The 26,168-nt window shown below is 67.4% G+C and carries 21 protein-coding genes; 9 read left to right on the top strand and 12 right to left on the bottom strand.

Annotation, left to right across the window (positions count from 1 at the left end):
* Positions 1-91 precede the first annotated feature (91 nt).
* Positions 92-727, top strand: a complete 636-nt coding sequence (locus ROZ37_RS19235) for an ABC transporter substrate-binding protein (protein WP_312662035.1) — start codon at positions 92-94, stop codon at positions 725-727.
* A gap of 158 nt (positions 728-885) precedes the next feature.
* Here ROZ37_RS19235 and ROZ37_RS19240 read toward each other — a convergent pair whose 3' ends face one another.
* Positions 886-1,353 (bottom strand): polyhydroxyalkanoate granule-associated phasin, encoded by a 468-nt coding sequence (locus ROZ37_RS19240; RefSeq protein ID WP_312662036.1) that lies wholly within the window; start codon positions 1,351-1,353, stop codon positions 886-888.
* A gap of 438 nt (positions 1,354-1,791) precedes the next feature.
* Here ROZ37_RS19240 and ROZ37_RS19245 point away from each other — a divergent pair, with 438 nt between their 5' ends.
* On the top strand, positions 1,792-2,841 hold the full coding sequence (locus tag ROZ37_RS19245; protein ID WP_312662037.1) for a DMT family transporter: 1,050 nt from the start codon (positions 1,792-1,794) through the stop codon (positions 2,839-2,841).
* Positions 2,842-2,900: 59 nt separating this feature from the next.
* On the opposite strand, the gene ROZ37_RS19250 is transcribed toward ROZ37_RS19245, so the two are convergent.
* On the bottom strand, positions 2,901-4,070 hold the full coding sequence (locus tag ROZ37_RS19250; protein ID WP_312662115.1) for an MFS transporter: 1,170 nt from the start codon (positions 4,068-4,070) through the stop codon (positions 2,901-2,903).
* 359 nt (positions 4,071-4,429) lie between these two features.
* On the opposite strand from ROZ37_RS19250, the gene ROZ37_RS19255 reads away from it, so the two are divergent.
* A complete protein-coding gene (locus tag ROZ37_RS19255) occupies positions 4,430-5,329 on the top strand; it encodes a LysR substrate-binding domain-containing protein (protein WP_312662038.1) in 900 nt (299 codons plus the stop codon).
* Between the two features lie 87 nt (positions 5,330-5,416).
* Here ROZ37_RS19255 and ROZ37_RS19260 read toward each other — a convergent pair whose 3' ends face one another.
* The 5 genes from ROZ37_RS19260 to ROZ37_RS19280 form a co-directional block, all read right to left on the bottom strand.
* On the bottom strand, positions 5,417-5,827 hold the full coding sequence (locus ROZ37_RS19260; RefSeq protein WP_312662039.1) for a heme-binding protein: 411 nt from the start codon (positions 5,825-5,827) through the stop codon (positions 5,417-5,419).
* Positions 5,828-5,862: 35 nt separating this feature from the next.
* On the bottom strand, positions 5,863-7,125 hold the full coding sequence (locus tag ROZ37_RS19265) for a glycerate kinase (protein ID WP_312662041.1): 1,263 nt from the start codon (positions 7,123-7,125) through the stop codon (positions 5,863-5,865).
* Between the two features lie 71 nt (positions 7,126-7,196).
* The gene (gene hyi / locus ROZ37_RS19270; protein ID WP_312662042.1) at positions 7,197-7,976 is read right to left on the bottom strand and encodes a hydroxypyruvate isomerase; all 780 of its coding nucleotides are present in this window, start codon (positions 7,974-7,976) and stop codon (positions 7,197-7,199) included.
* A gap of 155 nt (positions 7,977-8,131) precedes the next feature.
* On the bottom strand, positions 8,132-8,791 hold the full coding sequence (locus ROZ37_RS19275; protein ID WP_312662043.1) for a UdgX family uracil-DNA binding protein: 660 nt from the start codon (positions 8,789-8,791) through the stop codon (positions 8,132-8,134).
* Between the two features lie 13 nt (positions 8,792-8,804).
* Entirely contained in the window at positions 8,805-9,272 is a 468-nt protein-coding gene (locus ROZ37_RS19280; protein ID WP_312662045.1) for a TerB family tellurite resistance protein, read from the bottom strand.
* Positions 9,273-9,561: 289 nt separating this feature from the next.
* On the opposite strand from ROZ37_RS19280, the gene trmA reads away from it, so the two are divergent.
* The 3 genes from trmA to ROZ37_RS19295 all read left to right on the top strand — a co-directional run bounded on the left by trmA (position 9,562) and on the right by ROZ37_RS19295 (position 12,388).
* On the top strand, positions 9,562-10,650 hold the full coding sequence (gene trmA, locus ROZ37_RS19285) for a tRNA (uridine(54)-C5)-methyltransferase TrmA (RefSeq protein WP_312662046.1): 1,089 nt from the start codon (positions 9,562-9,564) through the stop codon (positions 10,648-10,650).
* 225 nt (positions 10,651-10,875) lie between these two features.
* The gene (locus tag ROZ37_RS19290; RefSeq protein ID WP_312662047.1) at positions 10,876-12,027 is read left to right on the top strand and encodes a phosphatase domain-containing protein; all 1,152 of its coding nucleotides are present in this window, start codon (positions 10,876-10,878) and stop codon (positions 12,025-12,027) included.
* 151 nt (positions 12,028-12,178) lie between these two features.
* Positions 12,179-12,388, top strand: coding sequence for a DUF1059 domain-containing protein (locus ROZ37_RS19295; protein WP_312662049.1), 210 nt, complete (start codon positions 12,179-12,181; stop codon positions 12,386-12,388).
* A 46-nt stretch (positions 12,389-12,434) separates the two neighbouring features.
* On the opposite strand, the gene gcvA is transcribed toward ROZ37_RS19295, so the two are convergent.
* Positions 12,435-13,403 (bottom strand): transcriptional regulator GcvA, encoded by a 969-nt coding sequence (gene gcvA, locus ROZ37_RS19300; RefSeq protein WP_312662050.1) that lies wholly within the window; start codon positions 13,401-13,403, stop codon positions 12,435-12,437.
* A gap of 329 nt (positions 13,404-13,732) precedes the next feature.
* Between gcvA and ROZ37_RS19305 the strand changes: the two genes are divergently transcribed.
* Complete coding sequence (locus ROZ37_RS19305) at positions 13,733-15,244, top strand: acetyl-CoA hydrolase/transferase family protein (protein ID WP_312662051.1); 1,512 nt, start codon at positions 13,733-13,735, stop codon at positions 15,242-15,244.
* Between the two features lie 38 nt (positions 15,245-15,282).
* Here the strand turns inward: ROZ37_RS19305 and ROZ37_RS19310 are convergent, their stop codons facing one another.
* Both ROZ37_RS19310 and ROZ37_RS19315 read right to left on the bottom strand, forming a co-directional pair.
* Positions 15,283-17,511 carry an EAL domain-containing protein gene (locus ROZ37_RS19310; protein ID WP_312662053.1) on the bottom strand — a complete coding sequence of 743 codons (2,229 nt, stop codon included), beginning with the start codon at positions 17,509-17,511 and terminating at the stop codon, positions 15,283-15,285.
* Positions 17,512-18,187: 676 nt separating this feature from the next.
* Positions 18,188-18,472, bottom strand: coding sequence for a hypothetical protein (locus ROZ37_RS19315; RefSeq protein ID WP_312662054.1), 285 nt, complete (start codon positions 18,470-18,472; stop codon positions 18,188-18,190).
* A gap of 593 nt (positions 18,473-19,065) precedes the next feature.
* Here ROZ37_RS19315 and ROZ37_RS19320 point away from each other — a divergent pair.
* Both ROZ37_RS19320 and ROZ37_RS19325 read left to right on the top strand, forming a co-directional pair.
* Positions 19,066-22,065, top strand: coding sequence for an EAL domain-containing protein (locus ROZ37_RS19320; RefSeq protein WP_312662055.1), 3,000 nt, complete (start codon positions 19,066-19,068; stop codon positions 22,063-22,065).
* 69 nt (positions 22,066-22,134) lie between these two features.
* Positions 22,135-23,562 carry an aldehyde dehydrogenase family protein gene (locus ROZ37_RS19325; protein ID WP_312662057.1) on the top strand — a complete coding sequence of 476 codons (1,428 nt, stop codon included), beginning with the start codon at positions 22,135-22,137 and terminating at the stop codon, positions 23,560-23,562.
* A gap of 51 nt (positions 23,563-23,613) precedes the next feature.
* Here the strand turns inward: ROZ37_RS19325 and ROZ37_RS19330 are convergent, their stop codons facing one another.
* Both ROZ37_RS19330 and ROZ37_RS19335 read right to left on the bottom strand, forming a co-directional pair.
* Positions 23,614-25,089: an inorganic phosphate transporter gene (locus tag ROZ37_RS19330; protein WP_312662060.1), complete on the bottom strand. Its 1,476-nt coding sequence runs from the start codon at positions 25,087-25,089 to the stop codon at positions 23,614-23,616.
* A gap of 360 nt (positions 25,090-25,449) precedes the next feature.
* On the bottom strand, positions 25,450-26,094 hold the full coding sequence (locus tag ROZ37_RS19335; protein ID WP_312662061.1) for an RluA family pseudouridine synthase: 645 nt from the start codon (positions 26,092-26,094) through the stop codon (positions 25,450-25,452).
* Positions 26,095-26,168 lie beyond the last annotated feature (74 nt).

The following is a 26,168-nucleotide window of genomic DNA, read 5'->3' on the forward strand; positions in this document are numbered from 1 at the left end:
TCCGGGGGATGCCACCTTCAGGCCCGGCCCCCTTCCGCAGGAGGGGCGGCCGGGCGGGCTTCCATGTCCAGACGCCAGGAGGAACGCAACGATGACCACATTTGCCCGCCTGTTGTTCTCCACCCTGTTCCTGTTCGTCGCGACTCCCGGGGTGGCGCAGGAGCGTGCGCCGGAGGAACTGGTGAAGAGCGTCACCGAGGAGGTCCTGGCGATTCTGCGCGATGACCGGCAGATCCAGAGCGGCGACACGAAGCGTGCCGCCGAACTGATCGAGACCCGCATCGCCCCGCATTTCGATTTCCCGCGCATCACGGCGCTCGCCGTCGGCCGGGCATGGGGCCAGGCCGATGCCAGCCAGCGCGCGGCACTGACCGAGGAGTTCCGAAAACTTCTGGTCCGCACGTACGCGAATTCGCTGACGCGATATCGCGAACAGACCGTGACTTTCAAACCGCTGCGACCCGGCACCGACGCGAACGAGGTCATGGTCAGCAGCCAGATCAATCAGCCCGGCGGTCAGCCGGTCGCACTCGACTACCGCCTCTCGCGCACGCCGAACGGGTGGAAGGTCATCGATGTCGCGGTCGCGAACGTCAGCCTCGTGACGAGCTATCGCAGCAGCTTCGCGTCGGAGGTCAGGAGTGGCGGCGTCGACGGACTGCTGAAGGCGTTGCAGGCGAAGAACCGCGACGTGCAGACGCCGGCGACTTCGCCGACGCCAGGTTGAGCGGGGCCGCGTGATGAATCTGCGACCGCCATGCCGGATGTCCCCGGCGCATTGGCACGCGAGCCGCTACGAGTCGCAGCCGGGCGCCGGGGCACAGCGGCGCCCGCGGCGAGCCCGCGGCCACCGCCGCGACGTTGTCGAAAACGCGGGACGGAGCTTTATCGGCTGCCCAGGCGGCGCGCATTCGCGGTCGCCCTGGCGTGGATCGGCTTGAGGACGGAGTGCGCGAGCCGGGCTGCCGAGCCCGCGAACCCGGCCGGGTCGACCGCCGGGGCCCGCATCGCGTCGAAAAGGGCGCCCTGGCGCTCGAACGATGCCGCCAACGACGGACTGGTCGCGAGCGACCACATCGCGCTCACGCCGGCAAGCATTTGCGTCGAAGCCTCGGTCCACATGCGGCCGTTGATCCGGATCAGGCGCTCGGTCATCGCGCGCGCCGACTCGGTCGCCGCTTCGATCTTTTCCTGTCCCATCAACGTGAATTCCCGCTGATCGTGCTCGTTCGGGCTCAAGCCTGCACCGGCGATCCGCGTCGTCCGATGTCCGATCACCTGGGCGGAGGCGACCATCATCTCCGCGGTCTTGAGTGCGAGGTTCGTCCATTGCAGGAACGGGTCAGCGGACAAGCCGCGGGTTTGCGATCGTGTCGTCAAAAGTTTATCTACCTGCGAATACGGAGGCTCCCGCCGCAGAAGGCGGTGTCGGAAGTCCTCGTGGAAAATTGTGGAAGCGCACGCGTGAGCCGCGGCGGACGCAAAAGGGTATCAGGAAAGCCCGCCACCCGATGCGTCCGTTTGTAAGGCGAGCGGTGCGGCGGGCTTGACCTCATCTCGCGTGGCGGGCATCGTCGGGCGCGGGCGAAAGAAGGGGGACGATCGATGCGGGAGAAGGGCGGCGAGCGATGCGGGAGTTCCGGTTCACCGCTATGGACCCGGCACCTTACCGTTCGGGCTGAGCTTGTCGAAGCCCTGGCAACGCCCTTCGACACTCAGGGCGAACGGCTGTATTGATTTGCCGGACTAATAACAGGCGGCGGCGCGATTGCGCTGCTTCTCGACGAGATCATGATTCTGACCAAGCTTACCCGCAGCCCGGGCGTCGGCGCAGCGCTGCTGGCGGCGTTGCTGTTCGGGGCCGGGACACCGCTCGCGAAGCGGCTGCTCGACGGCGTCGATCCGTGGCTGCTCGCGGGTTTGCTGTATCTCGGGTCGGGGCTCGGGCTGTGGCTCTATCGCCGCGTCTCGCGCCAGCCGGCGGTGCGGCTTGCGCGCGGTGAGGCCGGCTGGTTCGTCGCGGCGATTGCGGCGGGCGGCGTCGCCGGGCCGGTGCTGCTGATGTTCGGTCTCGCGGGCATGCCCGCGTCGGACGCGTCGCTGCTGCTCAACGCTGAAGGGGTATTCACCGCGCTGCTCGCGTGGTTCGTGTTCGGCGAGAGCGTCGACCGGCGCATCGCGCTCGGCATGTTCGCGATCGTCGCCGGCGCGCTCGTACTGGCCTGGCCGGGTGAGGCGCGGTTCGCCGGGCTCGTGCCGACGCTGCTGATCCTCGGCGCCTGTTTCGCGTGGGGCCTCGACAACAACTTCACCCGCAAGGTGTCGCTCGCCGATGCGACGTGGGTCGCGTCGGTGAAAGGACTCGCGGCGGGCGTCGTCAACCTCGGCTTGGCCTTCGCGCTCGGCGCCGAGCTGCCGGCGCCTGCCGAGGCCGCTGCCGCGATGGGCGTCGGCCTGCTCGCGTACGGCGTGAGCCTCGCGCTATTCGTCGTCGGGTTGCGCGAACTCGGCACCGCCCGCGCCGGCGCGTATTTCAGCGTCGCGCCATTTTTCGGCGCGCTGCTCGCGGTGCTGCTCGGCGAGCCGCTGACGCTGCCGCTCATTGCCGCGGGCTTGTTGATGGCCGTCGGCGTCTGGCTGCACCTCACCGAGCGGCACGAGCACGAGCATCGGCACGAGGCGATCGCGCACGACCATCAGCACGTCCACGACGACCACCATCGCCACGATCACGACTTCGACTGGGACGGCCGCGAACCGCACCGCCATCGGCATCGGCACGAACCAATGGACCACATGCACGCGCACTTCCCCGACGCGCATCATCGTCATCGACATTGAGCCGGAAATCCGCGGACGAACGCGCGGCGAGGGAGGGGGGCGGCTGGCGAGGCCCGGGCTTACGAAGCGGTATTCGAGACCGGTTGCGCCGGCGCGGCGATCGGCTGCAGCTTCCGAAGTTGCCATGCGGCGGCGAGGGCGAGCGACATTGCGCCGGCGAGCGCGATGACGACGCCGGGCCAGGCGCCGTGCTCCCACGCGAGTCCGGAAAGGGTGCCGATGACGCTGGCGCCGAGGTAGTAGCTGCACAGGTACAGCGCCGCGCCGAGCGCGCGGCGTTCGCCGGCGCGCCGGCCGACCCAGCCGCTCGCGGCGGTGTGCGCGCCGAAGTAGCCGAAGGTCAGGCCGGCGACGCCCAGGATCACCGGAACGAGATGGTCGGACAGCGTCACGGCGAGGCCGGCGACGGTGGCGACGATCATCCACCACAGGACCTTGCGCCGCCCGACGCGATCGACGAGCCGGCCGGTCCAGGCGGACGACAGCGTGCCGACGAAATACAGCAGGAACACCGCGCCGACCGCCGTCTGTCCGAGCGAGAACGGTGGCAGATGCAGGCGGAAGCCGAGGTAGTTGTAGAGGCTGGTGAAGGCTCCCATCATCAGGAAGGCGATCGCGAACAGCGAGCGCTGGCCGCGGTCGGCGAAGAGCGCGGCGGCGTCGCTCGCGACCGCGCCGATGCTCACCGCGCGCCGGCGGAACTGGCGCGATCGCGGCAGCGCGTAGCAGAACGACGCCGCGGCGACGACGGCGAGCACGCCGAGCACCGCAAGGGCGACGCGCCACGACGTCCAGTCGGTGAGCGTCGCGACGAGGAAGCGGCCGCTCATGCCGCCGAGCGAGTTGCCGGCAATCAGCAGGCCCATCGCGCGCCCTTGCGCGGCCGGTGCCACTTCCTCGCCAACGTAGGCCATCGCGGCCGCGGGTAGGCCCGCGAGCACGGCGCCGAGCATCATGCGCAGCACGAGGAGTTGTCCGAAATCCGCGGCAAACGCGGACGCCAGCGCGACGATGGCGGCGAGTACCAGCGCGGTCTTCATGACACGTTCGCGGCCGTAACGGTCCGACAGCACGCTCGCTGGGATCAGCATCACCGCGAGGGCGGCGGTGCCGGCGGCGACCGACAGGCTCGCGCTGGTCGGCGCGACCGCGAAGTCCGCGGACAGGCGCGGCAGGATCGACTGCGGGGCGTAGAGCGTCGAGAACGTCGCGAAGCCGCCGACGAACATCGCGAGGTTCACGCGGCGAAATGCAGACGTGCCGGCTTCGATGCGCAGATCGGGATCGCCCGCGTGGGTCGTGGGCGCGCGGGTTGCGTCGCTGGGGGTCGGAAGAGCGGGGGAGACGGTTTTCAACTTGTCGAACTCGTGTAGAGGTCAGTGCCGATTCATCGCGCGCCGAGACCGCGGGATCGCGCCCGCGGGACAACGCGCAGCGTGCGCCCGGTCATCGAGCACGTTCCGTCCGCCGCGACGCGTCGTCGTTGGGGGCCGAAAGGCCTCCCCAGCGTCTGAAAAGCATCCTAGGTTGTCGCTGCAATATCTGTCCAATATATTGAAATGGTGAAAACCATATACGAAAGCAACTTATGGAACTGCGCCACCTGCGGTACTTCGTCGCCGTCGCCGAAGAGCTGAATTTCACGCGCGCGGCCGAGCGGATGCATATCGGCCAGCCCCCGCTGTCGATGCAGATCCGCGACCTGGAAGAGGAGATCGGCACGCCGCTGTTCGATCGCGAGAAGCGGCGCATCGCGTTGACCGAGGCCGGCAGGCGGTTTCTCGACCACGCCCGCGGGATCCTCGCGCAGTCGCGTGCGGCGGTCGAGGAGGCCCGGCGCGCGGGTCGCGGCGAGGCCGGCGAATTGCGGATCGGCTTCGCGTCGTCGCTGGCCTACACATCGACCCTCGCCGACACGCTCTACCGTTACCGCCAGCGCTACCCGCAGGTCGGCTTGCAACTGCGAGAGATGTTCACACTCGATCAGCTGGGCGCGCTCGCACGGGGGGAACTCGACGTCGGCTTCGTGCGCCACGGCGGGCTGGAAGTGCCGGTCGGCGTCGGCGTGCGCGAGATCGGGCGCGATCCGTTGCGGCTCGTCGTGAATGCGGCGCACCCGCTCGCCGGCGCCGGGGCGGTGTCGCTCGACCGGTTTCGCGACGACGGTTTCATCGCGTTTCCGCCCGACGTCGGCTCCGGTTTGCCGTTCGTGCTCGAACGCTTGTGCCGCAGCGCCGGGTTCGAGCCGCGCATCGTGCAGACGGCGCGCGAGGCGACGACGCAGATCGGCCTCGTCGGCGCGGGGCTCGGGGTCGCGATGCTGCCCGGCCCGCTCGAATGCGTCAGGCTGCCGCGGGTGCGCTACCTGGCCTTGCTCGACGAAGGCGCGTATTTCTCGCTCGCGGTCGCGGCGGTCGAGCGCACGCCGAGCCCGCTGCTCGCCGGCTTCCTCGCGGTGCTCGATGAGGTCGCGGCGAGTCCGGAGTGAAGTCGGCAACGCGCGCCGCGCGAGCGGCACGGCAGGGAAACGCGGTGGACGCCGCGGTCGATGCGAGGGATGACCGGGGCGGGCGTATCAGGCGGCGGCGCCGGTCAAGGCCGTGAGGCCGGCGCGGGCGACCTGCGCGTCCTCGCCTGCCTTGACCCCCGACACGCCAACCGCGCCGATGACGACGCCGTCGACGACGATCGGCTCGCCGCCTTCGAGGGGCACCACCGGCATCGACAGCGCGGCAATGCGCCCGTTGTTCACCATGTCTTCGAACGCCTTGCTCGGCTTGCCGGTCAGCACGCAGGTGCGCGCCTTCTCCGGCGCGACCTGGGCACTCATCAACGGGGCGCCGTCCATGCGCTGCAGCCACAGCGCGTGACCGCCCGCGTCGCAGATCGCGATAGTGACCGCCCAGCCGTTTGCACGCGCCTCGGCCTCCGCGGCCGCGGCGATCATCCTCGCGTCATCCAGCATCAAAGCGTTGATCGTTTTCATTTTGGGTTCTCCATCAGGGGTTGGGGCGTCCGAAGTCATCGGACGAGTACTGCACGGAAATCATTGACGTTCGTCAGCGTCGGCCCGGTCACGAGCGAATCGCCGAGCGCCTCGAAGAAGCCGTGGCCGTCGTTCGCGTCGAGCCGCTCGCGCGGATTCATCCCGCGGGCCCGCGCGCGGGCGAGGGTATCGGGCGCGACGAACGCGCCGGCAATCTCCCGCTGACCGTCCACGCCGTCGGTGTCGCCGGCGAGTGCATGGATGCCGGGCTCGCCGTCGAGCGCGATCGCGAGCGAGAGCAGGAATTCCACGTTGCGCCCGCCGCGCCCGTCGCCGCGCACCGTCACCGTGGTCTCGCCGCCGGACAGCAGCACGCAGGGCGGCGCGATCGGCTGGCGGTGGCGGCGGACCTGGCGTGCGATCGCGGCGATGACCTTGCCGACTTCGCGCGCCTCGCCTTCGATCGCATCGCCGAGCACGACCGGCGCGAAGCCGGCGGCGGCGGCGACTTCGGCAGCGGCCTGCAAGGCCATCTGCGGCGTCGCGACGAGCGTCGTCGTCACGCGCGCGAGCCGCGGATCGTCGGGCTTGACGCTCTCGCCGAGCCCCGATTCGAGCAGCTCGCGCGCTGCGGCGGGCAGGTCGATGCGGTAGCGGCGAACGATGTCGAGCGCGTCGGCGCAGCGCGTGGGGTCGCCGACCGTCGGACCCGACGCGATGTTCGCCGGATCGTCGCCGGGCACGTCCGAAATCAGCAGATTGACGACGCGCGCCGGATGGCACGCGGCGGCGAGCCGCCCGCCCTTGATCGCCGACAGGTGGCGCCGCACGCAGTTCATCTCCGAGATCGTCGCGCCGGATTTCAGCAGCGCACGATTGACCGCCTGCTTGTCGCCGAGCGTGAGGCCGACGGCCGGCAGCGGCAGCAACGCCGAACCGCCGCCCGAGATCAGGCAGATCACCAGATCGTCCTCGCCGAGCCCACGGACGAGTTCGAGCATCCGCCCGGCGGTCGCTTCGCCCGCGGCGTCGGGCACCGGGTGAGCGGCCTCGATGATCTCGATCCGCTCGCACGGCACCGCGTGGCCGTAGCGCGTGACGACGAGGCCGGTAAGCGTGGCCGGCCAGTGGCGTTCGAGCGCCTGCGCCATCGCCGCGGACGCCTTCCCGGCGCCGAGGACGACGGTGCGGCCTTTCGGCGGCGGCGGAAGGTGAGGCGGGACGCAGCGCTCGGGCTGCGCCGCTGCGACCGCGGCGGCGAACAGGCGGGCGAGGAGTTCGCGGGGCGTGTCGGGCATCGGGGTTCTCTTTCGGTCAAACGCTGAATCAAATCAGGCGGTTCGCCCTTCCTGTCGAGGGAAGGGGATGATCAGTGCGCGAGCCGCTCGATCCAGCCGAGCCCGTCCGCCGTCGCGCCGGCCGGCTTGTATTCGCAGCCGATCCAGCCGTCGTAGCCGAGGCGGTCGATGTGCGCGAACAGTGTCCGCCAGTCGATCTCGCCGGTGCCCGGTTCGTGGCGGCCGGGGTGGTCGGCGAGTTGCATGTGCGCGATCTTCGGCAGGAGGCGGGCGATCGTGTCCGCGAGCGCGCCTTCCATCCGGTGCGCATGATAGATGTCGTACTGGATGAAGAGGTTGTCCGAGCCGACCTCGTCGAGGAGCCGCGCGGCCTGGCTGCTGCGGCTAAGGTAGAAGCCGGGAATGTCGAAGGTGTTGATCGGCTCGACGAGCAGCCGGATGCCGGCGGCGGCGAGTTTCGGCGCGGCGAAGCGCAGGTTGTCGATGAAGGTCGCGTGCACTTGCTGCGCGTCGACGCCGACCGGCGCAATGCCGGCGAGGCAGTTCAACTGCTTGCAGCCGAGCGCCTGCGCGTAGTCGATCGCATGGCCGACGCCGTCCTGGAACTCGCCGACGCGATCGGGGTGGCAGGCGATGCCGCGTTCGCCGCCGTCCCAGTCGCCGGGCGGCAGGTTGTGCAGCACGAGCTTGAGCCCCGTGCGGTCGAGCCGCTCGGCAAGCGCCTCTTTCGGGAACGCGTACGGGAGCTGGCATTCGACGGCTTTGAAGCCCGCGTTTGCCGCCGCGTCGAAGCGGTCGAGAAAACCGACCTCGTTGAACAGCATCGTCAGATTGGCGGCGAACTTCGGCATTTCCTCGTCTCCTGCGTCTTGTCTTCGTCTGCGCGGCGCGGGGGCGCCCTGTCGTGCGGCGTGGCCCGCGCGCCGCTCGTCGATCAGCTTGTGTCGACGTTCGCCTCCCGCAGCTTTCCGGCTCAGCGATCGGTCCGGGGATAGGGGCGCGGATTTTACGCGGGTCGGCGCGGCCGGGGCGGAAGTTGCGCTGCGGCTTTCCGCAAGTCGTCGACGAATTCGTCGAAGGCGCGGGCGCGCGCGTCGGGATCGGGTGTGCGCAACAGCGACGACGGATGGACGGTCGCGACGACCCGCTCGGCGAGGTCGGACGCCACCGGCTCGCCGCGATGCAGCGTCACGCGGAAGCTCGGCCCGAGCACCGACTTCGCGGCGGTTGCGCCGAGCAGGATCACGACGCGCGGGCGCACGCGCTCGATCTCCGCGCGCAGCCACGGCGCGCAGGCGCGGACTTCGATGATCTTAGGCGTCTGGTGCAGGCGCTTGTGGCCGCGCACGACGCTCCACTTGAAGTGCTTCACCGCGTTCGTGACATAGACCTGCGAGCGGTCGATGCCGGCCTCGGCGAGCGCCTTGTCGAGCAGGCGCCCGGCCGGGCCGACGAACGGATGCCCCGCGCGGTCCTCGGCGTCGCCGGGCTGCTCGCCGACCAGCATCACCGGGGCGTCATCCGGCCCCTCGCCGAATACCGTCTGCGTCGCGTTCTTGTAGAGATCGCAGCCGGTGCAGTGCTCGGCCGCCGCGCGCAGTTCGTCGAGCGACGCGTCCGGCTGGATGAAGGGCGCGGCAGTCTTTTCCGCTTCCTTGCGGGTCATGCCGATCCTTTTGTCATTCGCCCGCGTCGATCCGCTCGCGGGCGCGCTGCTTCGCGGCGACATAATCGGCGTGCGGGATGTGGAGAAGGTCGCCGAGCCGGCGCATCAGGTGGTTTTCGTGGTGGCTGAGGTGTCCGTCCGCGAGCGCGACCTGCCACAGGAATTCGACGATCCGCAGCTTGCGCTCGGCGCTGAATCCCTTGTTGATCTGCGACGTGAAACGGTGGAAATCGGTCGCGTTCGTCGCTTCGGTCTCGGCAAGCTCGACGAGGCGCGCGAGTTCGTCGTCGGCTAGGCCGAACTTCGTGCGCAGCGCCGCGAGCACCGCCTGCCGCTCGCGCGGTCCGACTTCCGAATCGCTGCGCATCACTTCGACGAGCAGGACCGCGGTCGCGAGTTGCAGCGTGTGCGTGCTTTGCGCTTCGTTCGCGGGTGCGGCGTCGAACAGGCTGCGGAAAAGATCGTTTAGCGATCGAAGCATCGGCAGATCTCCGGTGGGGGCGGGCTCGCGCCCGGCTGTTTTTGTGAGGACAACGGCCGAACGGGAAGGTGCGAATTTGCCGGGTAGTGCGACACGCGCATCAGGCTTTCCTCGAGCAGGCTCTCGCATGTCGGGTTTGGCGAGTCCGCAGACGGAAGCGGAAGTTTCTGCGCCGTGGCGCGGAACATCGCCCTCGCTCGCCCCGCGATGGGGGCGTATATTTCGCGCTCGCTTCGCGCCGCCCGCGGCACGCGCTGTCGACCGTCCCGGCCTCTTCGTCACGAGTTCCATGTCCCTGCCCAGCATCGACCCCGCCCTTTACCCGTCCCAGCTCGCCGAGAAGGTCGCCGGGTTCAAGCACGCGTTCGCGCCCTTTGCCGTACCCGAGCCCGAGGTGTTCGCGTCGGCTCCGCTGCATTACCGGCTGCGCGCGGAGTTCCGGATGTGGCACGACGGCGAGCGCGTCGACTACGCGATGTTCGATTCGGCTGATCCGAAGCAACCCGTCGCGATCGAAGCGTTCCCCGTTGCGGTCGAACCGATCTGCGCGCTGATGCCGCGCCTGCGCGAACGGCTGCAGCGCGACGAAATCCTGAAACGCCGCTTGTTCCAGGTGGACTTCCTCGCGACCTTGAGCGGGGAGCTGATGGTCACGCTCGTCTACCACCGGCCGCTCGACGAGCAGTGGGAAGCGGCTGCGCGCGCGCTCGCCGCCGATCTCCGCGTGCAGCTGATCGGCCGCAGCCGCAAGCAGAAGATCGTGCTGGACCGCGACTGGGTGCTCGAGGAATTCGAGCTCGGCGGGCGGCAGCTGCGCTACAAGCAGATCGAAGGCAGCTTCACGCAGCCCAATGGCGGCGTGAATCGTCAGATGCTCGGTTGGGCGAGTGCGCAAGCCGCGGGGCTCGGCGGCGACCTGCTCGAGCTCTATTGCGGCAATGGCAATTTCACCGTCGCGCTGGCGCCGCTGTTCGGCCGCGTGCTGGCGACCGAAGTCAGCAAATCGTCGGTGCACGCGGCGCATTACAACCTTGCCGCGAACGGCATCGACAACGTCGCGATGGTACGGATGTCGAGCGACGAGATCAGCGGCGCACTCGCGCACGTGCGCGAGTTCCGCCGTCTGAAGGACCTCGACCTCGACAGCTACCGCTTCTCGACGCTGTTCGTCGATCCGCCGCGCAGCGGCCTCGACGACGCGACCGTCGAGCTCGCGCGCCGCTTCGACCGCGTCCTGTACATCTCCTGCAATCCGCAGACGCTGCACGACAACGTCGCCGCACTGCAGGACACGCACCGCATCGCCGCGGCGGCGGTGTTCGACCAGTTTCCGTACACCCGCCACCTGGAATGCGGGCTGCTGCTGGCGCGGCGCTGAAGCACGAATCCGATCCTGCCGCCGACGGGGCACGGATCGGGTCGCCCCGCTTGACGAAGGGCGCCTGCCGTTGCCGGTGCTTGCGGTCCCCCGGGGCCGCGCCGGACTGCCGGTTCCCGAGCTAGCGGGAACGCGCGTTGCAACACCATGTGGTCGGGGCGCGCTGAGCCCGGGCGCCCGAGCAAGGGAATCCGTGGAAACGACGCGGCGAACGGGAGGACCGGTATGAATGCGACGCGCCGTCTTCATGGCTTTCTGAGCGGTGCCGACCGGCTGGCGGCGCAGACCCGCGTGCGGGTGCGCCGCCTGTTGCCGCCGCGTGGCCCGTTCATCATCGCCGCCTACGCCGGGTGCGGCACGCGGGACAGCGTGCTGATCCAGGGGCGGGTGCTGAAGGACGAGGCGTTCGCGGTGCCGACCCCGACCGACCGCAGCCTGCGCAACCTGATCGAGCTGTACAAGCGGCTCGAGACCGACGAGGTGCCCGACGCCGGGCTGCGCGTGCGTTTCGCCGGCCTCGACGAGCCGGTCGTCGGCGACGCGGATGGGTATTTCAGCGTCGAGCTGTCGCTGCCCGCGCCGCTGGAGCGCAGCGGCTGGCACGACGCCGAGATCGAGCTCGTCAGCCCGGCCCCGGCTTTGGGCGAGCGGGTGCGCGCCGACGCGCCGGTGCTGGTGCCGCCGCCGACCGCGCGCTTCGGCGTGGTCAGCGACATCGACGACACGGTGGTGTGGACGAACGTCCGCAACAAGCTGCGGATGCTGATGCTGCTGATCCGCTCGAACGCCCACACGCGCAAGCCCTTCAAGGGCGTCGCGGCGTTCTATCGCGCGCTCGTCGACGGCGAGGGCGGCGGCGAAGGCAATCCGATCTTCTACGTCTCGGGCAGTCCGTGGAATCTTTACACGCCGCTGGTCGAGTTCCTGCGCCTGCAGGAGATTCCCGCCGGGCCGCTGCTGCTGCGCGACTTCAGCAAGCAGGCGCTGCTGTCGTCGCGCCACCAGCAGCGGCACAAGCGAGAAAACATCGGGTGCATCCTGCGCCGCTTTCCGGATCTGCCGTTCGTGCTGATCGGCGACAGCGGCGAGAAGGACCCCGAGGTCTATGCCGAAATCGTCCACGCGCATCCGGGGCGGATCCGCGCGATCTATATCCGCAGCGTCAATCCCGACCCGGGACGCGTCGCGGCGATCGACCGGCTGATCGACGAGGTCCGGCACACCGGCGCGCAGCTCGTCCTCGCGCCGGATACCGAGTTCGCGGCGGTGCACGCCGCGGCACAGGGCCTTATCGCGCCTGCGTCACTGGCCGCGATACGCGCCGACAAACGGGAGGACCAGGACGCGCCGACGATTGCGGGGCGAGCCCGCATCTGAGCGCCGAGGTGCCCGAATTTCCGATTGCCCTCAGCCCTGGCGCGACCTATAGCGAAATCAGGGAGGGTGTGAAGGACTTGCGATCCGCGTCCGGCAAATGCCCGACAACGACAACGCGCGGCACGAGCCCGCTTTTGCGAAGGAGCTCGCCATGACGAGGAAATACATCGATTGCCGCGAATATCCGAGCGCGACGAACTGCACGGTTACGGTGTCCGCCGACACCGACGACGAACTCCTCGCGGCCGCGGTGCAGCACGCGGTCGCGGTGCATGGTCACGAGGACACCCCGGAACTGCGCACCTGGCTGCGCGGTGCGATCAAGACGGGTACGCCGCCGGAGGAGCATAAGGCGGCGTGAAGCCGGCCCGTCGGTCGACCCCGAGCGGACGTGGGCGCCGCGACGTTCAGTCGGTCGTCTCGTCCGTGTCCGCCGCCTCGGCGAGCAGCCAGGTCCGGAACGCCTCGATGGCCGGACGGAGCGAAATCGATTCGCGCATCACGAGGAAGTACGAGAGCGGCGACGGCAGCGCAAGGTCGAACGGGATCACGAGGCTGCCGGCGGCGACGTGCGCTTCGACGAGCGGTTTCGACGCGAGCGCGATGCCTTGGCCCGCGAGCGCCGCGTCGATCGCGAGCACGGCGTTCGAGAAATGCGGGCCCCGGCTCGCATCGACACCGGTCACGCCCGCGCGCCGCAGCCATTGCCCCCAGCCGGAGCGCGAGCGCCCGCCGCGCTCCTGCTCGTGCAGCGTCTCGTCGTGGATCAGCGTGAAGTGGCCGAGCTCGTGCGGCGCGGTCAGCGCCGCGAGGCCCGGCAGCGACGGGACGCACACCGGCACGTAGTCGGGCGTGAAGACGCGCTCGACGCGGTAGCCCGGATAGTCGCCCTGACCGTACAGGATCGCGACTTCGCTGCGCGGGTCGCGCGAATCGCCGCCGTCCTTTTCGAGCACCGCGGCCTCGCCGCGGCGGTGGATCGTGTCGGCCGTGCTCGCGAGGCGCAGTTCGATGTCGGGGTGCGCTGCCGAGAAGTGCGGAAGACGCGGAACGAGCCAGTGACTCGCGAACGACGGTGGCGCGATAACCGTGAGCGGCACCGACGCGCGCTCCCGCGTCGCCTCGATCGCCGCTGCGAAGCACTCGAAGCCTTCGCACACTTTCGGCAGCATCGCCGTGCCCTGCTTGGTCAGTTCCAGCGCGCGCGTCATGCGGCGGAAGAGCGGGACACCGAGCCAGTCCTCGAGCGCCTTGATCTGCTGGCTCACCGCGGCCGGGGTCACGTGGAGTTCCTCGGCCGCCTTCTTGAAGCTCAGGTGTCGGGCGGCCGCTTCGAAGGTGCGCAGCAGCGCGATCCCGGGCAGACGGTACTTCATCGGTCGATGGTTAACAATGGCTAATGCGTCGCATCATAAATGGTCGTTTGTGGCCGGGCAAAGCGCCCCCTAGACTCGCTGCAATGCATCGGTCCTGACCGGCGGCCTCCTCCCTCCACTCGCCGTCGACCAGATACGACCGAGCGCAGCGCGCACCGCCTGGTCCCAGGCGGTGCGCGATTCCCGAACAACCTAGAAGAAGCGGCCCGATGCCTCGCCACAAGCGACGGCATCGAGCGGTCGCTCGCGACCCGCGACAGCGGGACCTTTCGCCCGTCGGCGTTCCTCCTCCGGCTACGCCGATCCGGGCTGTCTGGAGACGGAACACGATGAGCAAAGAGAATCGAATTCACTGCGCGGCGCTGCGCGGCCGGGTCATGTCCGCCGCCGACGCCGCACGCCTGATCCCCAACGGCGCGAACGTCGGCATGAGCGGCTTCACCGGTGCCGGCTACCCGAAGGCCGTGCCGCAGGCGCTTGCCGCACGGATCAACGATGCGAACGCGAACGGCGAGAAATTCCGCATCGGCGTATGGACCGGCGCGTCGACTGCGCCCGAGCTCGACGGCGCGCTCGCCAAAGTCGACGGCATCGAGATGCGCTTGCCCTACCAGTCGGACCCGACCTGCCGCGAGCGCATCAACGACGGCCGCATGGAATACATCGACATCCACCTGTCGCACGTCGCGCAGTTCGTGTGGTCCGGCTTCCTCGGCAAGCTCGACGTCGCGGTCGTCGAGGTCGCGGGCATCCTCGAGGACGGGCGGCTGATCCCGTCGTCGTCGGTCGGCAACAACAAGACGTGGCTCGACCAGGCCGACAAGGTCATCCTCGAGGTCAATTCGTGGCAAAGCCCTGAACTCGAAGGGATGCACGACATCTATTACGGAACGCAGCTGCCGCCGAACCGGCAACCGATCCCGCTCGTCCGTCCGTCCGACCGCATCGGCGAACCCTACCTGCACTGCGCAGCCGACAAGATCATCGCGATCGTCGAAACGCACAGCCCGGACCGCAACTCGGCGTTCAGCGCCCCCGACGAAAACTCGCAGCGCATCGCGGGGCACATCCTCGACTTCTTCGCACATGAAGTGAAGAAGGGGCGCCTGCCGGCGAATCTGCTGCCGCTCCAGTCGGGCGTCGGCAACATCGCGAATGCGGTGATGGCCGGCCTCAACGGTGGGCCGTTCGACAACCTGACCGCCTATACCGAGGTGCTGCAGGACGGCATGCTCGACATGATCAAGTCGGGCAAGCTCGCGAGCGCGTCGGCGACCGCGTTCTCGCTCAGCAACGAAGCCCTTGCCGAACTGAGCGCCGATCTCGGCCGCTACCGCGACCGCATCGTGCTGCGCCCGCAGGAGATCAGCAACCACCCCGAAGTGATCCGCCGGCTCGGCGTCATCGCGATGAACGGCATGATCGAGGCCGACATCTACGGCAACGTCAATTCGACCCACGTGATGGGCTCGAAGATCATGAACGGCATCGGTGGCTCGGGCGACTTCGCGCGCAACGCCTATCTGTCGATCTTCATGACGCCTTCGGTGGCGAAGAAGGGCGCGGTGTCGTGCATCGTGCCGATGGTCCCGCACGTCGACCACACCGAGCACGACGTGCAGGTGCTCGTCACCGAACGCGGCCTCGCGGACCTTCGCGGCCTGTCGCCGAAGCAGCGCGCAAAAACCGTCATCGAGAACTGCGCGCACCCCGACTTCAAGCCCGCGCTGACCGACTACTACAAGCGCGCGCTGGACCAGTCCCCCGGCCGACATACGCCGCATCTGCTCGGCGAAGTCTTCGACTGGCACCTGCGGGCATTGCGCGGCGAGTCGATGTAGGCGTCGCGGCGGGGCTTTGCCGCGGCATGCATCCGACTTCAGTCAGCCATTTCGCGGCCAGATCGGTGGGACACCGCGAGCCTCGGACGCGGTGCCGTCGAAGCGATCAGCGCGTAAAACTCTGTCGCGGGCATGGCACGGCCAAAGAGATAGCCCTGAGCCGACTGGCACCCTTGGTCGAGCAGAAACCCCCGTTGTTCGGGGGTTTCCACGCCCTCGGCCAATAGCGAGAGGCGCAGACTGCGGGCCATTGCGATGATCGCCTGAACGATCGCGGTGTCATCTCCGTCATTCGGAATGCCGCGAATGAATGAGCGGTCGATCTTGATGGCGTCGATCGGAAAGCGTTTCAGGTAGGACAGGGACGAGTAGCCGGTTCCGAAATCGTCTATCGCGAGCGAGATGCCGTGTTCGCGCAAGCTCGCCAGGACTGCAGCGCTGCCATCGGCGTCGGCCATCGCAACGCTCTCCGTGATCTCCAGCTCCAGCTGGGATGCGTGGGCGCCCGTTTCGGCGAGGATCGCGGTGAGTTTCGCGACAAGGTCGCGTTGTCGAAACTGGTGGGCCGGTAAATTCACCCCCACCTTCAGATCGGGCCGCCCGGCCTCACGCCACCGCGCGCTCTCGCGGCAGGCCGCGCGAAGCACCTGCTCGCCCAGTGGCACGATCAACCCGGTCTCCTCGGCCACCGAAATGAACTCAGCCGGCATCACCATGCCTCGCACAGGATGCCGCCACCGCACCAGAGCTTCCGCGCCGATCAGCGCGCCGCTCGCGAGGTCGATCTGTGGTTGGTAGTGAACTTCCAGTTCGCCCGCTACCAGCGCGCGCCGCAGCTCGCTTTCGACAGTCAAGCGGCGGTGCGCGTGGTGGTCCATCTCCGAAGCATAAAAGCAGTACCCGTTGCGTCCGTACTCCTTGGCGCGGTACATGGCGATATCGGCGTGCTTGAGTAGCGTTTCCGGATTGGTTCCGTCACGGGGCGCGAGTGCGATGCCGATGCTCGCCGACAGCGGCAGCTCGAGTCCTCCGACGCGGACGTTTTCGGCGAGTCGGTCACGTAGCTTTCCTGCGAGCCGCGCCACATCCTCGGCGCTCGACAGATCTTCTAGTAAAACGGCGAATTCGTCGCCGCCCAGTCGCGCCACGGTGTCGCCTTCGCGCAGGCAACCGGACAGGCGGCTGGCGACCTCCCGGATGAGGCCGTCGCCGACCGCGTGCCCGTAACTATCGTTGACGAGTTTGAAGCGGTCCAGATCGAGAAAGAGCACCGCGTTCAGTCCTCCGCGGCTGCGGGCGACAGCGTGGCTGATTCGGTCGTGCAGCAGGCTGCGATTCGGCAGACCGGTCAGCACGTCGTGGCTGGCCTGATGCATCAGGGTTTCGGCCCGCGTGCGATCCGTGACGTCGTTCAGCACGCCGATGAAATGGGTGACCTTGCCGGATTCATTTGCGACCGGCGCGAGAAAGAGCTCCACCCATTGCTGCTGTCCGTTGTCCCGTATCAGATTGAGTACCGTGTAGCCTTCGGTGCCGCGGCTGATCGCCTGGCAGACATCGGCATAGGCATTGCAAACCGCGCCCGCCTCATCGTCACGGCAGATGCAGGCTTTGCCCAGGGCGCTGCCAGGCGCGAAACCGAGAATGCGTTCGAACGCAGGGTTCACGTAGATAAGCGGGTATTCGGGGAGCGTCGCGTTTGCAATGAATATGCCATTGACGCTGGATTCGATCGCGCGATCACGAAGCGCAATGCTGCGTTTGTCGGCATGAATGTAAGTATCGAGCGTCAGGCACAGATCGAAGACGACGACCTTGAGTAGCGCGTCACAGGTGCCGAGGAAGCTGTCGCGATCTCCTTCGGCCTGGTCCCAGAGTGCCGGCAGCATGTCGGCCAAATATTTGCGAAAGGCGCCCACGTACCATTTCGGCTCGAGGCCGATCTGTGCATGCACCAGTCCGACCTTGAGGCGTCGCTGGACATAGTCTGCACCGTAGTCGCCCTCGGTCAGTTCCGAAAAGTAGCGATCATGAGCAGCCTTGAGCCGGATCACCGATTTTTCGTCGTCGAGCAGCGTTGCGAGCGGGGAATAGCAGCGCAGGTAATCGTAAAGGCCATCTGAAAAGCCGCTGCGGGCTTCGGCAATCTTTTCGTGCACGGCTCGCAGTCGCGCCACGTCGGTTTCGTCGAAAGCGAGGAATCGTTTGCGCTCGGCAATTTCAGCTGCGTCTATCCTCAATTCGAATTTGCAGTCCTCGTCGGTCATAAATGAGTCGTCCCGAGGGCGTTGACGGCTGTTCTGCCGGGAAACAGGAATATTCGGTAAGTCTCGAACAGCATGGTTTCTTCTTCGCGAACGGAGGTGGAGCTGATAATGACCGAGAAAATTACTCGGCTATTAAATATCGAACCTTGATGTGGCTCAAATGCCCCAGGTACACGTTTGCAGAACAAAAATGTGATTTGAACTCGCAAAAAAGGGGCATGAGTGCTGTGAGCAGGTGATGCGTGGATCCAGTTCCTGTCCGCACTTGCCGTGCCACTGATTTCGAACGAAGCAGTCCTCCCTGATAGTGCAGATGCCTCCCGCTCGTGCTGCCTGAAATTCGGATCCGGAAAGTGAAAAACGTGAATCGCCTGAACGCTGGACGTTCAAATGAACGTTCATCCGGCGACCCGGATTGATCCGAATTGGCATACGAAACACCAGTTTTTCAACGACCTAAGTGACGTGGCACATCTCTCGCTAACGCCCAGGGCGGCCGAAATCGTTACTTAATTCGAGTGAGCTATGAAATTCATTTTTCCTGCACCGTTTATTTCCTGGCTCGCCTTCGTTTGCTCGGTGCCGTAATCAAGGCGCCTCTGCGCGTCGGTTCTAATCCGTGGAAAAAGGCGGTGCGTCAAAACAAAAGTACTTGCGCGTGACCTCAAATTTCTTTTCACCTTTCATCATTTGTGTCCTCCCGATGATGTCTCGCCGTAAAGCGGGCAATTTCAGATTTGACATTGACGATTGAAATGCAGAAATTCATGAAGAACATCGCCATCACTGTGATTGCTGTCCTGAGCACGTCGTGTGCCGCCACCGTAACGGCGAAATCGGCTGCAATCGGCACCGAGCGGATTCGCTCCGGGCACGGCCTGCCAAGATCGACTACCTCGTGGCCAACCATGCTGCGATTGACCAGGCCGGCGGCAAAGCGGCGATGCTGCTCTGGGTCCACACCTACGTTGCCGGGGACACCGTGCTATTCAGCAACGGCGCTTTCCGTCAGCGCTATGGCCGCGAACGAATGTTCAATGAGCTTGTGGGTCAATGGGAACCGCGTGCGGTGTGCGTCGAGTATTGCAAGAGCACTTGGGCGGGGTTCAACGCACGCGTGACGGATCGTCCTGCGCGTTGAGCACATCGAGTACGACGTGAAGGTGCTCGTGACGGAGGGCGCTCTTGCGGACCTCCGCTGCCTGCGGAAGCAACGCGCGAAGGCCGTCATGGAGAACTGCGCGCACCGCAGTTTAAGCCGGAGCTGACCCGCTACCACAAGCGCGCGCTGGACCAGCCGTCGGCCGGCACATGCCGCATGCGTTTGGCGAGATCTTCGACAGGCATCTGCGGGCGTTGCGGGGCGAAGCCATATGCTCTTTTCAGCCCGCCCGAGGCGGCGGTCCCAAGCGCTTGGCCTTTTCCCCCGCGTGCGGCGAGCGAGCGCTGCCGTCGCGGGGATTCCCCGGCGCCGACGACGAAAAGGCGAGGCGAATCGTCGCAGTCGCGCACGGGGATGAGAGAATGCGGGGACAAGGATAATCCGGCCCCGACATGAACGACGACAACGCAAGCGCTCCCCTGGCAGCGGCATGCGAACGGGCGGCGCGCTATTGCGCGTTCGCTACGGTCGCGCTGGGTTTCGCCGTCCTCGCGGGCTGGGCCTTCGATATCCGCGTGCTGAAAACCCTGCTGCCGCCGTGGGTGGCGATGAAGCCGAATACGGCGGTCGCCTTCATACTTGCGGGGATTTCGCTCGGGGCCGCCGGCAAGAGCGCGGACAGCGGGGCGTGGCGTGCCGCGAGCCGGCTTTCGGCTGCGACGTTGCTGCTCCTTGTGCTGCTGACGCTGGCGCAGTACGTCTTCTCCGTCGATTTCGGCATCGACCGGATGCTGTTCGATGCACCGTTCGAGCCCCGCAGCGGCGGCGGGCCTGACGGGCGGATGGCAGCGGCGACCGCGGTCGCTTTCGTGTTTTTCGGCGCGGCGCTGTTGATGCTCGACCTTCCGCGCCTACGCTTCGCACCGCAGGCGGCAGCCCTAGGCGGCGGGCTGATCGGCGTCCTCGCGATCCTCGGGTACGCCTACGACGTCTATGCGCTTTACGGCCTCGGCCTCTATTCCACCGTCGCATTCCCCACGGCGATCGGGCTGGTGCTGCTCCATCTCGGCGTGTTCTTCGTCCGCCCTCGCAGTGGCATGATGGTGACCGTGATCAGCGACACGCTGGGCGGAATGATGGCGCGCCGCCTGTTGCCGGTCGCCTTCATCGCGCCGTTCCTGATCGGGTGGGGGCGCGTGCTCGGCGAGCGATTGGGGTACTACGAGTCGGATTTCGGCGTCGCGCTCGTGTCGGTCGTCTACGTCGCGCTGTTCGGCGCGTTCATCTGGCGTACCGCGGACGTGCTGCGCGAAAGCGAGATGCGCCGGGCGGCGACCGAGCGCGTGCGCCGCGAGCAGCAGGCCCAGCTGACGGGGATCATCGACTCGGCGATGGACGCGATCGTGATGATCGACGGCGAGCACCACATCGTGCTGTTCAATCCCGCGGCGGAACGCATGTTCGGCCATCGCGCGCCGGATGTGCTCGACAAACCGCTCGACGTGCTGCTGCCGGAGCGCTTCCGGTCAGGCCACCCGGAACATCTGCAGGCTTTCGAAGCGTCGGGCAGTCCGAGTCGGCACATTCCCGGACTCGGGTCGATGACCGGGCTGCGCGCGAACGGCGAGGAGTTCCCGATCGAGGCGTCGATCGCACACCTGGCAACGAACGGCAGGAAGTTCTTTACGGTGATCCTGCGGGACGTCACCGACCAGCGCCGAATCGAGACAGACCTGCGCGTCGCCGCCGCTGCGTTCGAGGCCCACGTCGGCATCGTCGTCTGCGACCCGAACAACGTGATCCTGCGGATCAACCGCACTTTCACCGAGGAAACGGGCTATACCGCCGCGGAAGTCGTCGGCCACACGCCGCGTATCCTGAAGTCCGGTCAGCACGATGCCGCTTTCTACGCAGCGATGTGGGAGAGCGTCGCGCGCACCGGCGTGTGGCGCGGAGAAATCTGGGATCGCCGCAAGAACGGCCAGATCTACCCGAAGTGGCTGACGATCACCGCGGTGAAGGGTGACGACGGTGCGGTGACGCATTACGTCGGGACGCAAACCGACATCAGCGATCGCAAGGCCGCCGAGGAGGAGATCCGATATTTCGCGTTCTACGATCCACTGACGCACCTGCCCAACCGCAGGCTGCTGCTCGATCGCCTGCACCAGTCGCATGCGGCGAGCGCACGTACCGGGCGGCGCAGCGCGCTGCTCTTCATCGATCTCGACAACTTCAAGTCGCTCAACGACACGCTCGGGCACAACAAGGGCGACCTGCTGCTGCAACTGGTCGCCGGGCGGCTGCTGGAGTGTGTGCGCGAAGGTGACACCGTCGCGCGGCTCGGCGGTGACGAATTCGTCGTGATGCTCGACAACCTCAGCGAAGCGCTCAGCGAAGCGGCGGGGCAGGCGGAGGTCGTCGCCGAAAAGATCCGCGCCGCCCTCGGCGAACCGTACGCGCTCGGCGGCCGCGACCATCGCAGCACGCCGAGCATCGGCGTCACGCTGTTCGGATCCGAACATGTGTCGATCGACAGCCTGCTGCAGCAGGCCGATCTAGCGATGTACCAGGCCAAGGGGGCCGGCCGCAACGCCGTGCGCTTCTTCGACCCCGCGATGCAGGCGGCCGTCGCCGCGCATGTTGCGCTCGAAACGGATTTGCGCGACGCGCTGCGCGAGGGCCAGTTCGTCCTCCACTTCCAGGCGCAGGTCGACGACGGCGGCATCCTGACCGGCGCCGAAGCGCTCGTGCGCTGGGAGCATCCCGAGCGCGGTCTCGTGTTTCCGAACGAGTTCATTCCGCTGTGCGAGGAGACCGGGCTGATCCTGCCGCTGGGCCGCTGGGTTCTCGAGCGCGCGTGCATCCAGCTCGGTGCCTGGGCGTCGCAGCGGAAAACCGCGGATCTCACGCTCGCGGTCAATGTCAGCGCCAAGCAGTTGCGGCAGGTCGACTTCGTCGAGCAAGTGCTCACGATCATCGGCCGGACCGGGGCCGACCCGACGAAGCTCAAGCTGGAACTCACCGAAAGCCAGCTGATGAGCGACGTCGAGGACACGATCGCAAAGATGACGCGCCTGAAAGCGCACGGAGTCAGTTTCGCGCTCGACGACTTCGGGACGGGCTATTCGTCGCTGTCGTACCTGAAGCGCTTGTTGCCGGACAAGCTGAAGATCGACCGCTCGTTCGTGCGGGATGTGCTGACCGACCCCAACGATGCCGCGATTGCGAAAACCGTCGTTGCGCTGGCACGGAGCCTCGGCCTGAATGTCATCGCGGAAGGCGTCGAGTCCGAGGCGCAGCGGGTCTTCCTGGAGGGGATCGGCTGCCACGCGTATCAGGGGTATCTGTTCAGCGAGCCGGTGCCGCTCGAAGAGTTCGAGCGGCTGTTGGGCCGAAGCGACGACGTCACGGTCATATCCGCGAAATCCGGGTTTGCCCACGACGCCTGATCGGGCCGCGACCCTCCGAGCATTTCCGCCGGCTATAGTCGACGGCATTCCGACAGCCGAGGAGTTTCCATGACCATCGTTCGCGACAAGCTTTTCATCGGCGGCCAGTGGGTCGCACCGCAGGGCGCCGGCTTCATCGACGTCATCGATCCGAGCGACGCGTCGGTCTATGCACGCGTGCCCGAAGGCGCGCCGGCCGACGCCGAAACCGCCGTCGCGGCCGCGCGGGATGCGTTCGACGCCTGGTCGCGGACCTCGCCCGCCGACCGCGCGGCGTACATCGACCGCATTGCCGAAGGTTTCCAGGCACGCAGCGACGAACTCGCGCACGCGATCGCGCACGAGGTCGGAATGCCGCTGAAGCTGGCCGCGCGCGTGCAGGTCGCTGGGCCGCTGGGGAGCTGGCGACGTTACGCGAAGCTCGCGCGCGAGTTCGAATGGGAAGCGCGCGTCGGCACGTCACTCGTCGTGCGCGAGCCGGTTGGCGTCGTCGGCGCGATCACGCCGTGGAATTTCCCGCTGAACCAGATCACGCTGAAAGTCGCGCCGGCGCTCGCCGCAGGCTGCACGGTCGTGCTGAAGCCGTCCGAAGTCGCGCCGATCAATGCGTTCATCCTCGCCGAGATCATCGCCGAGGCGGGCTTGCCGGCTGGCGTGTTCAACCTCGTGACCGGCTATGGCCCCGTCGTCGGCGAAGTGCTCGCGTCGGACCCGCGCGTCGATATGGTGTCCTTCACCGGCTCGACGCGCGCCGGTAAGCGGGTCGCCGAACTCGCTGCGGCGACCGTCAAGAAGGTCGCGCTCGAACTCGGCGGCAAATCGGCTTCGGTCGTCCTCGACGATGCGGATCTTGCGGCCGCGGTGAAAGGCACGGTGTCGAATTGCCTGCTGAATTCGGGACAGACGTGCTCGGCGCAGACCCGGATGATCGTGCCGCGGGCGAAGCTCGACGAAGCGGCCCGCCTCGCTGCCGCTGCCGCGTCGTCGTTCACGGTCGGACCGGCGCTCGCCGACGGCAGCCGTCTCGGTCCGTTGGTGTCGGCAGTGCAGCGTGACCGCGTCGTCGGCTACATCCGGCGCGGCGTTGCGGAAGGGGCGAAGCTCGTTGCGGGCGGTGCGGATGCCGCGCCGGCGGGCGAAGGCTTCTTCGTCGCGCCGACGGTGCTCGTCGTCGACGACGCGAAGGCGACGATCGCGCAAGAGGAAGTGTTCGGACCGGTGCTCGTGATCCTGCCGCACGACGGCGACGACGACGCGGTGGCGATCGCTAACGACTCGATCTACGGCCTCGGCGGCGGCGTCTGGGCGGGCAGCGACGAGCACGGCCTCGCGGTCGCGCGGCGCATCCGCACCGGTCAGGTCGACGTCAACGGCGCGCCGTGGAACCCGCTCGCGCCCTTCGGCGGCTACCGCCAGTCCGGCCTCGGCCGCGAGAACGGCGTCTACGGGCTCGAGGAGTTCCTCGAGTACAAGGCGATCCAGCTGCGGGCGGACTGAGCGTCCTGCTGCCGGGGATGGCTCGCCGCCTTCCCCGGCGGACCAATCCGCTCAGGAAATGAAGCTGCGGTAAGCCAGCCAGTACAGGCCCGCCGACAGGAGCATCGATGCGGGCAGCGTCAGCACCCACGCCAGCAGGATGTTGCCGACCGTGCGGCTTTGCAGGCCGCTGCGGTTCGCCGCCATCGTGCCCGCTACGCCTGACGACAGCACGTGCGTCGTCGACACCGGCAAGGAGTACACGTTGGCCAGGCCGATCGCCATCGCGGCGGTGATCTGCGCGCTCATGCCCTGCGCGTAGGTCATGCCCTGCTTGCCGATCTTCTCGCCGACGGTGAGGACGACGCGCTTCCAGCCGATCATCGTGCCGCACCCCAGCGCGACCGCGACCGCGAGCACGACCCAGAACGGCGCGTATTCGGTCGTCGAGGTGAGGTCCTTGCGCAGCCTTGCGAGGTCCTTCTTTTCGGCGCCGGGCAGGTAGGCGAGCTTCGAGACCTTGCGCGCGGTGTCGTCGAGGCACAGCAGGTAGCGGCGCACCGCGACGCGTTCCGCGTGCGTCAGGTCGTCGTAGCTCTGGACGCCCTCGAGGTCGCGACGCAGCGCGGCGATCGTGATCTCGGTCTGCTGCGGATCGCAGCGGAACTTCGCCGGCAGATCGGTTCCGTTCGATTTGCCCAGCGCGAGGTAGCCGGACAGCGACGCGGCGTTGCGCTGATAGAACTCGCCGAGGTGGCCCGCGGCGTCGTAGGTGCGGCTGATGTCGTACGACGTGCTGCCCAGGTTCACGACGAAATGCGCCGGCACGATGCCGATCAGCACCAGCATGATCAGGCCGATGCCCTTCTGGCCGTCGTTCGAGCCATGGACGAAGCTCACGCCCATCGCCGACAGCACCAGGATCAGCCGGCTCCAGAACGGCGGATGCTTCTTGCCGACCTCGCCCATGCGGAATTCGGGCGTGCGGTGCATTGACGAATGCGGCTTCTTCCATTTCAGCGCGATCAGGATCAGCCCGGCGACGACGAAACCGGCGATCGGCGACGCGATCAGCGAGATCCCGATGTCGATCGCCTTCTGCCAGTTCACGCCCTCGGCCAGCGCGATGTCGGTGATCACCGCGTTCGCCAGGCCGACGCCGAGGATCGAGCCGATCAGCGTGTGCGAGCTCGACGCCGGGATCCCGAAGTACCAAGTCCCGAGATTCCACGCGATCGCCGCAGTGAGCAGCGAGAACACCATCGCGAGTCCGCGCCCGGTCTCGACGTCGATCAGCAGTTCGACCGGCAGCAGATGCACGACCGCGTACGCGACGCCGACGCCGCCGAGCAACACACCGAGAAAATTGAAGATGCCCGATGCGATCACCGCGAGGTAGGGCGGCATCGCGCGCGTGTAGATCACCGTCGCGACCGCGTTGGCCGTGTCGTGGAAACCGTTGATGAATTCGAAGGCCAGCACGAACGCCAGCGCAAGGACCAGACTGGCGAGGAGCCAGGGGTCGAGGGTGCCGAATAGTTGAATCATCTGCACGGCCCTGCAGCTGCGGCCGGTGACGGAAAGTCGTGTTCCGCACCGGGACGCGCCCTATGGCCGATATCCTGAAAATCGAGACGGCGGATTCTCTCAGATCGTGTAACCGAACTGAAACATTTCCTGCAGTGCAACGTGGCGCAGTTGCCACGGGCGCCCGTTCTCGCTGGTGTTGCACGCCCCGTCCTTGGCGTGCGGGTCGGCCGCGCGCTGATCGCAGTTCGCCCGCTCCACGCCCCCCCGTCGAATGTGCCGGTCGCCCCTTCGATGTCCTTCCCGCCCGCGGCCGCTGGCGGCGACGCGTAGCCCCGCGTCGATCCCGCAGGATCCTGACGCCCGCAGTCGAGATGCCGCTCAGAACGGCACGGGACTCTCGAAGCTCATCGGGACCCGGGTGTCCGGACGGATGAACGCGATGCCGGCCGCGTGCAGGTGCATGCGCGATTCGCGCGCGGCGCTTTCGGGCGGTGCGTAGAGCGGGTCGCCGACGATGGGGTGGCCGATCGACGCGAGGTGCGCCCGCAGCTGGTGCGAGCGGCCGGTGACCGGCTTCAGCTCGACGCGCGAAACCGCGCCCGCGCCGCCGCCGCTGCGAGCGATGACGCGGTAGCGGGTGAGGGCACGACGGCCTCGGACCGGGTCGACGATCTGGCGCGGCCGGTTCTCCTCGTCGGGGCCGAGCGGCAGATCGATTTCGCCGGCGTCGTCGGCGAGATGACCCTGCACGACGGCGACGTAGCGCTTGCCGACGACGCGCTGCTCGAACGCGAGGCTCATCCGCCGCAGCATCTCCGGCCCGCGCGCGAGCAGGACCAGCCCCGACGTCGCCATGTCGAGGCGGTGCACGATCAGCGCGTCGCGATACAGCGCCTGCACGCGGCTCGCGAGACAGTCCTGCCGCTCGTCGCCGCGCGCAGGCACCGAGAGCAGACCGGCCGGCTTGTCGGCGACGATCAGCGCGTCGTCGGCATGGAGGATCGCGGGTTCGAGTGATGGCATTGCGGACAGGGAAAGGATGGTCGGCGGGTTCGGAAAGTCGCGACGCCGCGTTAATAGCAGGAATCGCCGCCCGC

This window comes from Aromatoleum sp. (assembly GCF_032027225.1).
Lineage (GTDB): Bacteria > Pseudomonadota > Gammaproteobacteria > Burkholderiales > Rhodocyclaceae > Aromatoleum.

Excerpts from the sequence above, each read along its gene's own strand:
- ROZ37_RS19235 (WP_312662035.1), top strand. The coding sequence starts at position 92 with ATGACCACATTTGCCCGCCTGTTGTTCTCCACCCTGTTCCTGTTCGTC.
- ROZ37_RS19245 (WP_312662037.1), top strand. The coding sequence starts at position 1,792 with ATGATTCTGACCAAGCTTACCCGCAGCCCGGGCGTCGGCGCAGCGCTG.
- ROZ37_RS19250 (WP_312662115.1), bottom strand. The coding sequence starts at position 4,070 with ATGTTCGTCGGCGGCTTCGCGACGTTCTCGACGCTCTACGCCCCGCAG.
- ROZ37_RS19255 (WP_312662038.1), top strand. The coding sequence starts at position 4,430 with ATGGAACTGCGCCACCTGCGGTACTTCGTCGCCGTCGCCGAAGAGCTG.
- ROZ37_RS19260 (WP_312662039.1), bottom strand. The coding sequence starts at position 5,827 with ATGAAAACGATCAACGCTTTGATGCTGGATGACGCGAGGATGATCGCC.
- ROZ37_RS19265 (WP_312662041.1), bottom strand. The coding sequence starts at position 7,125 with ATGCCCGACACGCCCCGCGAACTCCTCGCCCGCCTGTTCGCCGCCGCG.
- hyi (WP_312662042.1), bottom strand. The coding sequence starts at position 7,976 with ATGCCGAAGTTCGCCGCCAATCTGACGATGCTGTTCAACGAGGTCGGT.
- ROZ37_RS19275 (WP_312662043.1), bottom strand. The coding sequence starts at position 8,791 with ATGACCCGCAAGGAAGCGGAAAAGACTGCCGCGCCCTTCATCCAGCCG.
- ROZ37_RS19280 (WP_312662045.1), bottom strand. The coding sequence starts at position 9,272 with ATGCTTCGATCGCTAAACGATCTTTTCCGCAGCCTGTTCGACGCCGCA.
- trmA (WP_312662046.1), top strand. The coding sequence starts at position 9,562 with ATGTCCCTGCCCAGCATCGACCCCGCCCTTTACCCGTCCCAGCTCGCC.
- ROZ37_RS19290 (WP_312662047.1), top strand. The coding sequence starts at position 10,876 with ATGAATGCGACGCGCCGTCTTCATGGCTTTCTGAGCGGTGCCGACCGG.
- ROZ37_RS19295 (WP_312662049.1), top strand. The coding sequence starts at position 12,179 with ATGACGAGGAAATACATCGATTGCCGCGAATATCCGAGCGCGACGAAC.
- gcvA (WP_312662050.1), bottom strand. The coding sequence starts at position 13,403 with ATGAAGTACCGTCTGCCCGGGATCGCGCTGCTGCGCACCTTCGAAGCG.
- ROZ37_RS19305 (WP_312662051.1), top strand. The coding sequence starts at position 13,733 with ATGAGCAAAGAGAATCGAATTCACTGCGCGGCGCTGCGCGGCCGGGTC.
- ROZ37_RS19310 (WP_312662053.1), bottom strand. The coding sequence starts at position 17,511 with ATGACCGACGAGGACTGCAAATTCGAATTGAGGATAGACGCAGCTGAA.
- ROZ37_RS19320 (WP_312662055.1), top strand. The coding sequence starts at position 19,066 with ATGAACGACGACAACGCAAGCGCTCCCCTGGCAGCGGCATGCGAACGG.
- ROZ37_RS19325 (WP_312662057.1), top strand. The coding sequence starts at position 22,135 with ATGACCATCGTTCGCGACAAGCTTTTCATCGGCGGCCAGTGGGTCGCA.
- ROZ37_RS19330 (WP_312662060.1), bottom strand. The coding sequence starts at position 25,089 with ATGATTCAACTATTCGGCACCCTCGACCCCTGGCTCCTCGCCAGTCTG.
- ROZ37_RS19335 (WP_312662061.1), bottom strand. The coding sequence starts at position 26,094 with ATGCCATCACTCGAACCCGCGATCCTCCATGCCGACGACGCGCTGATC.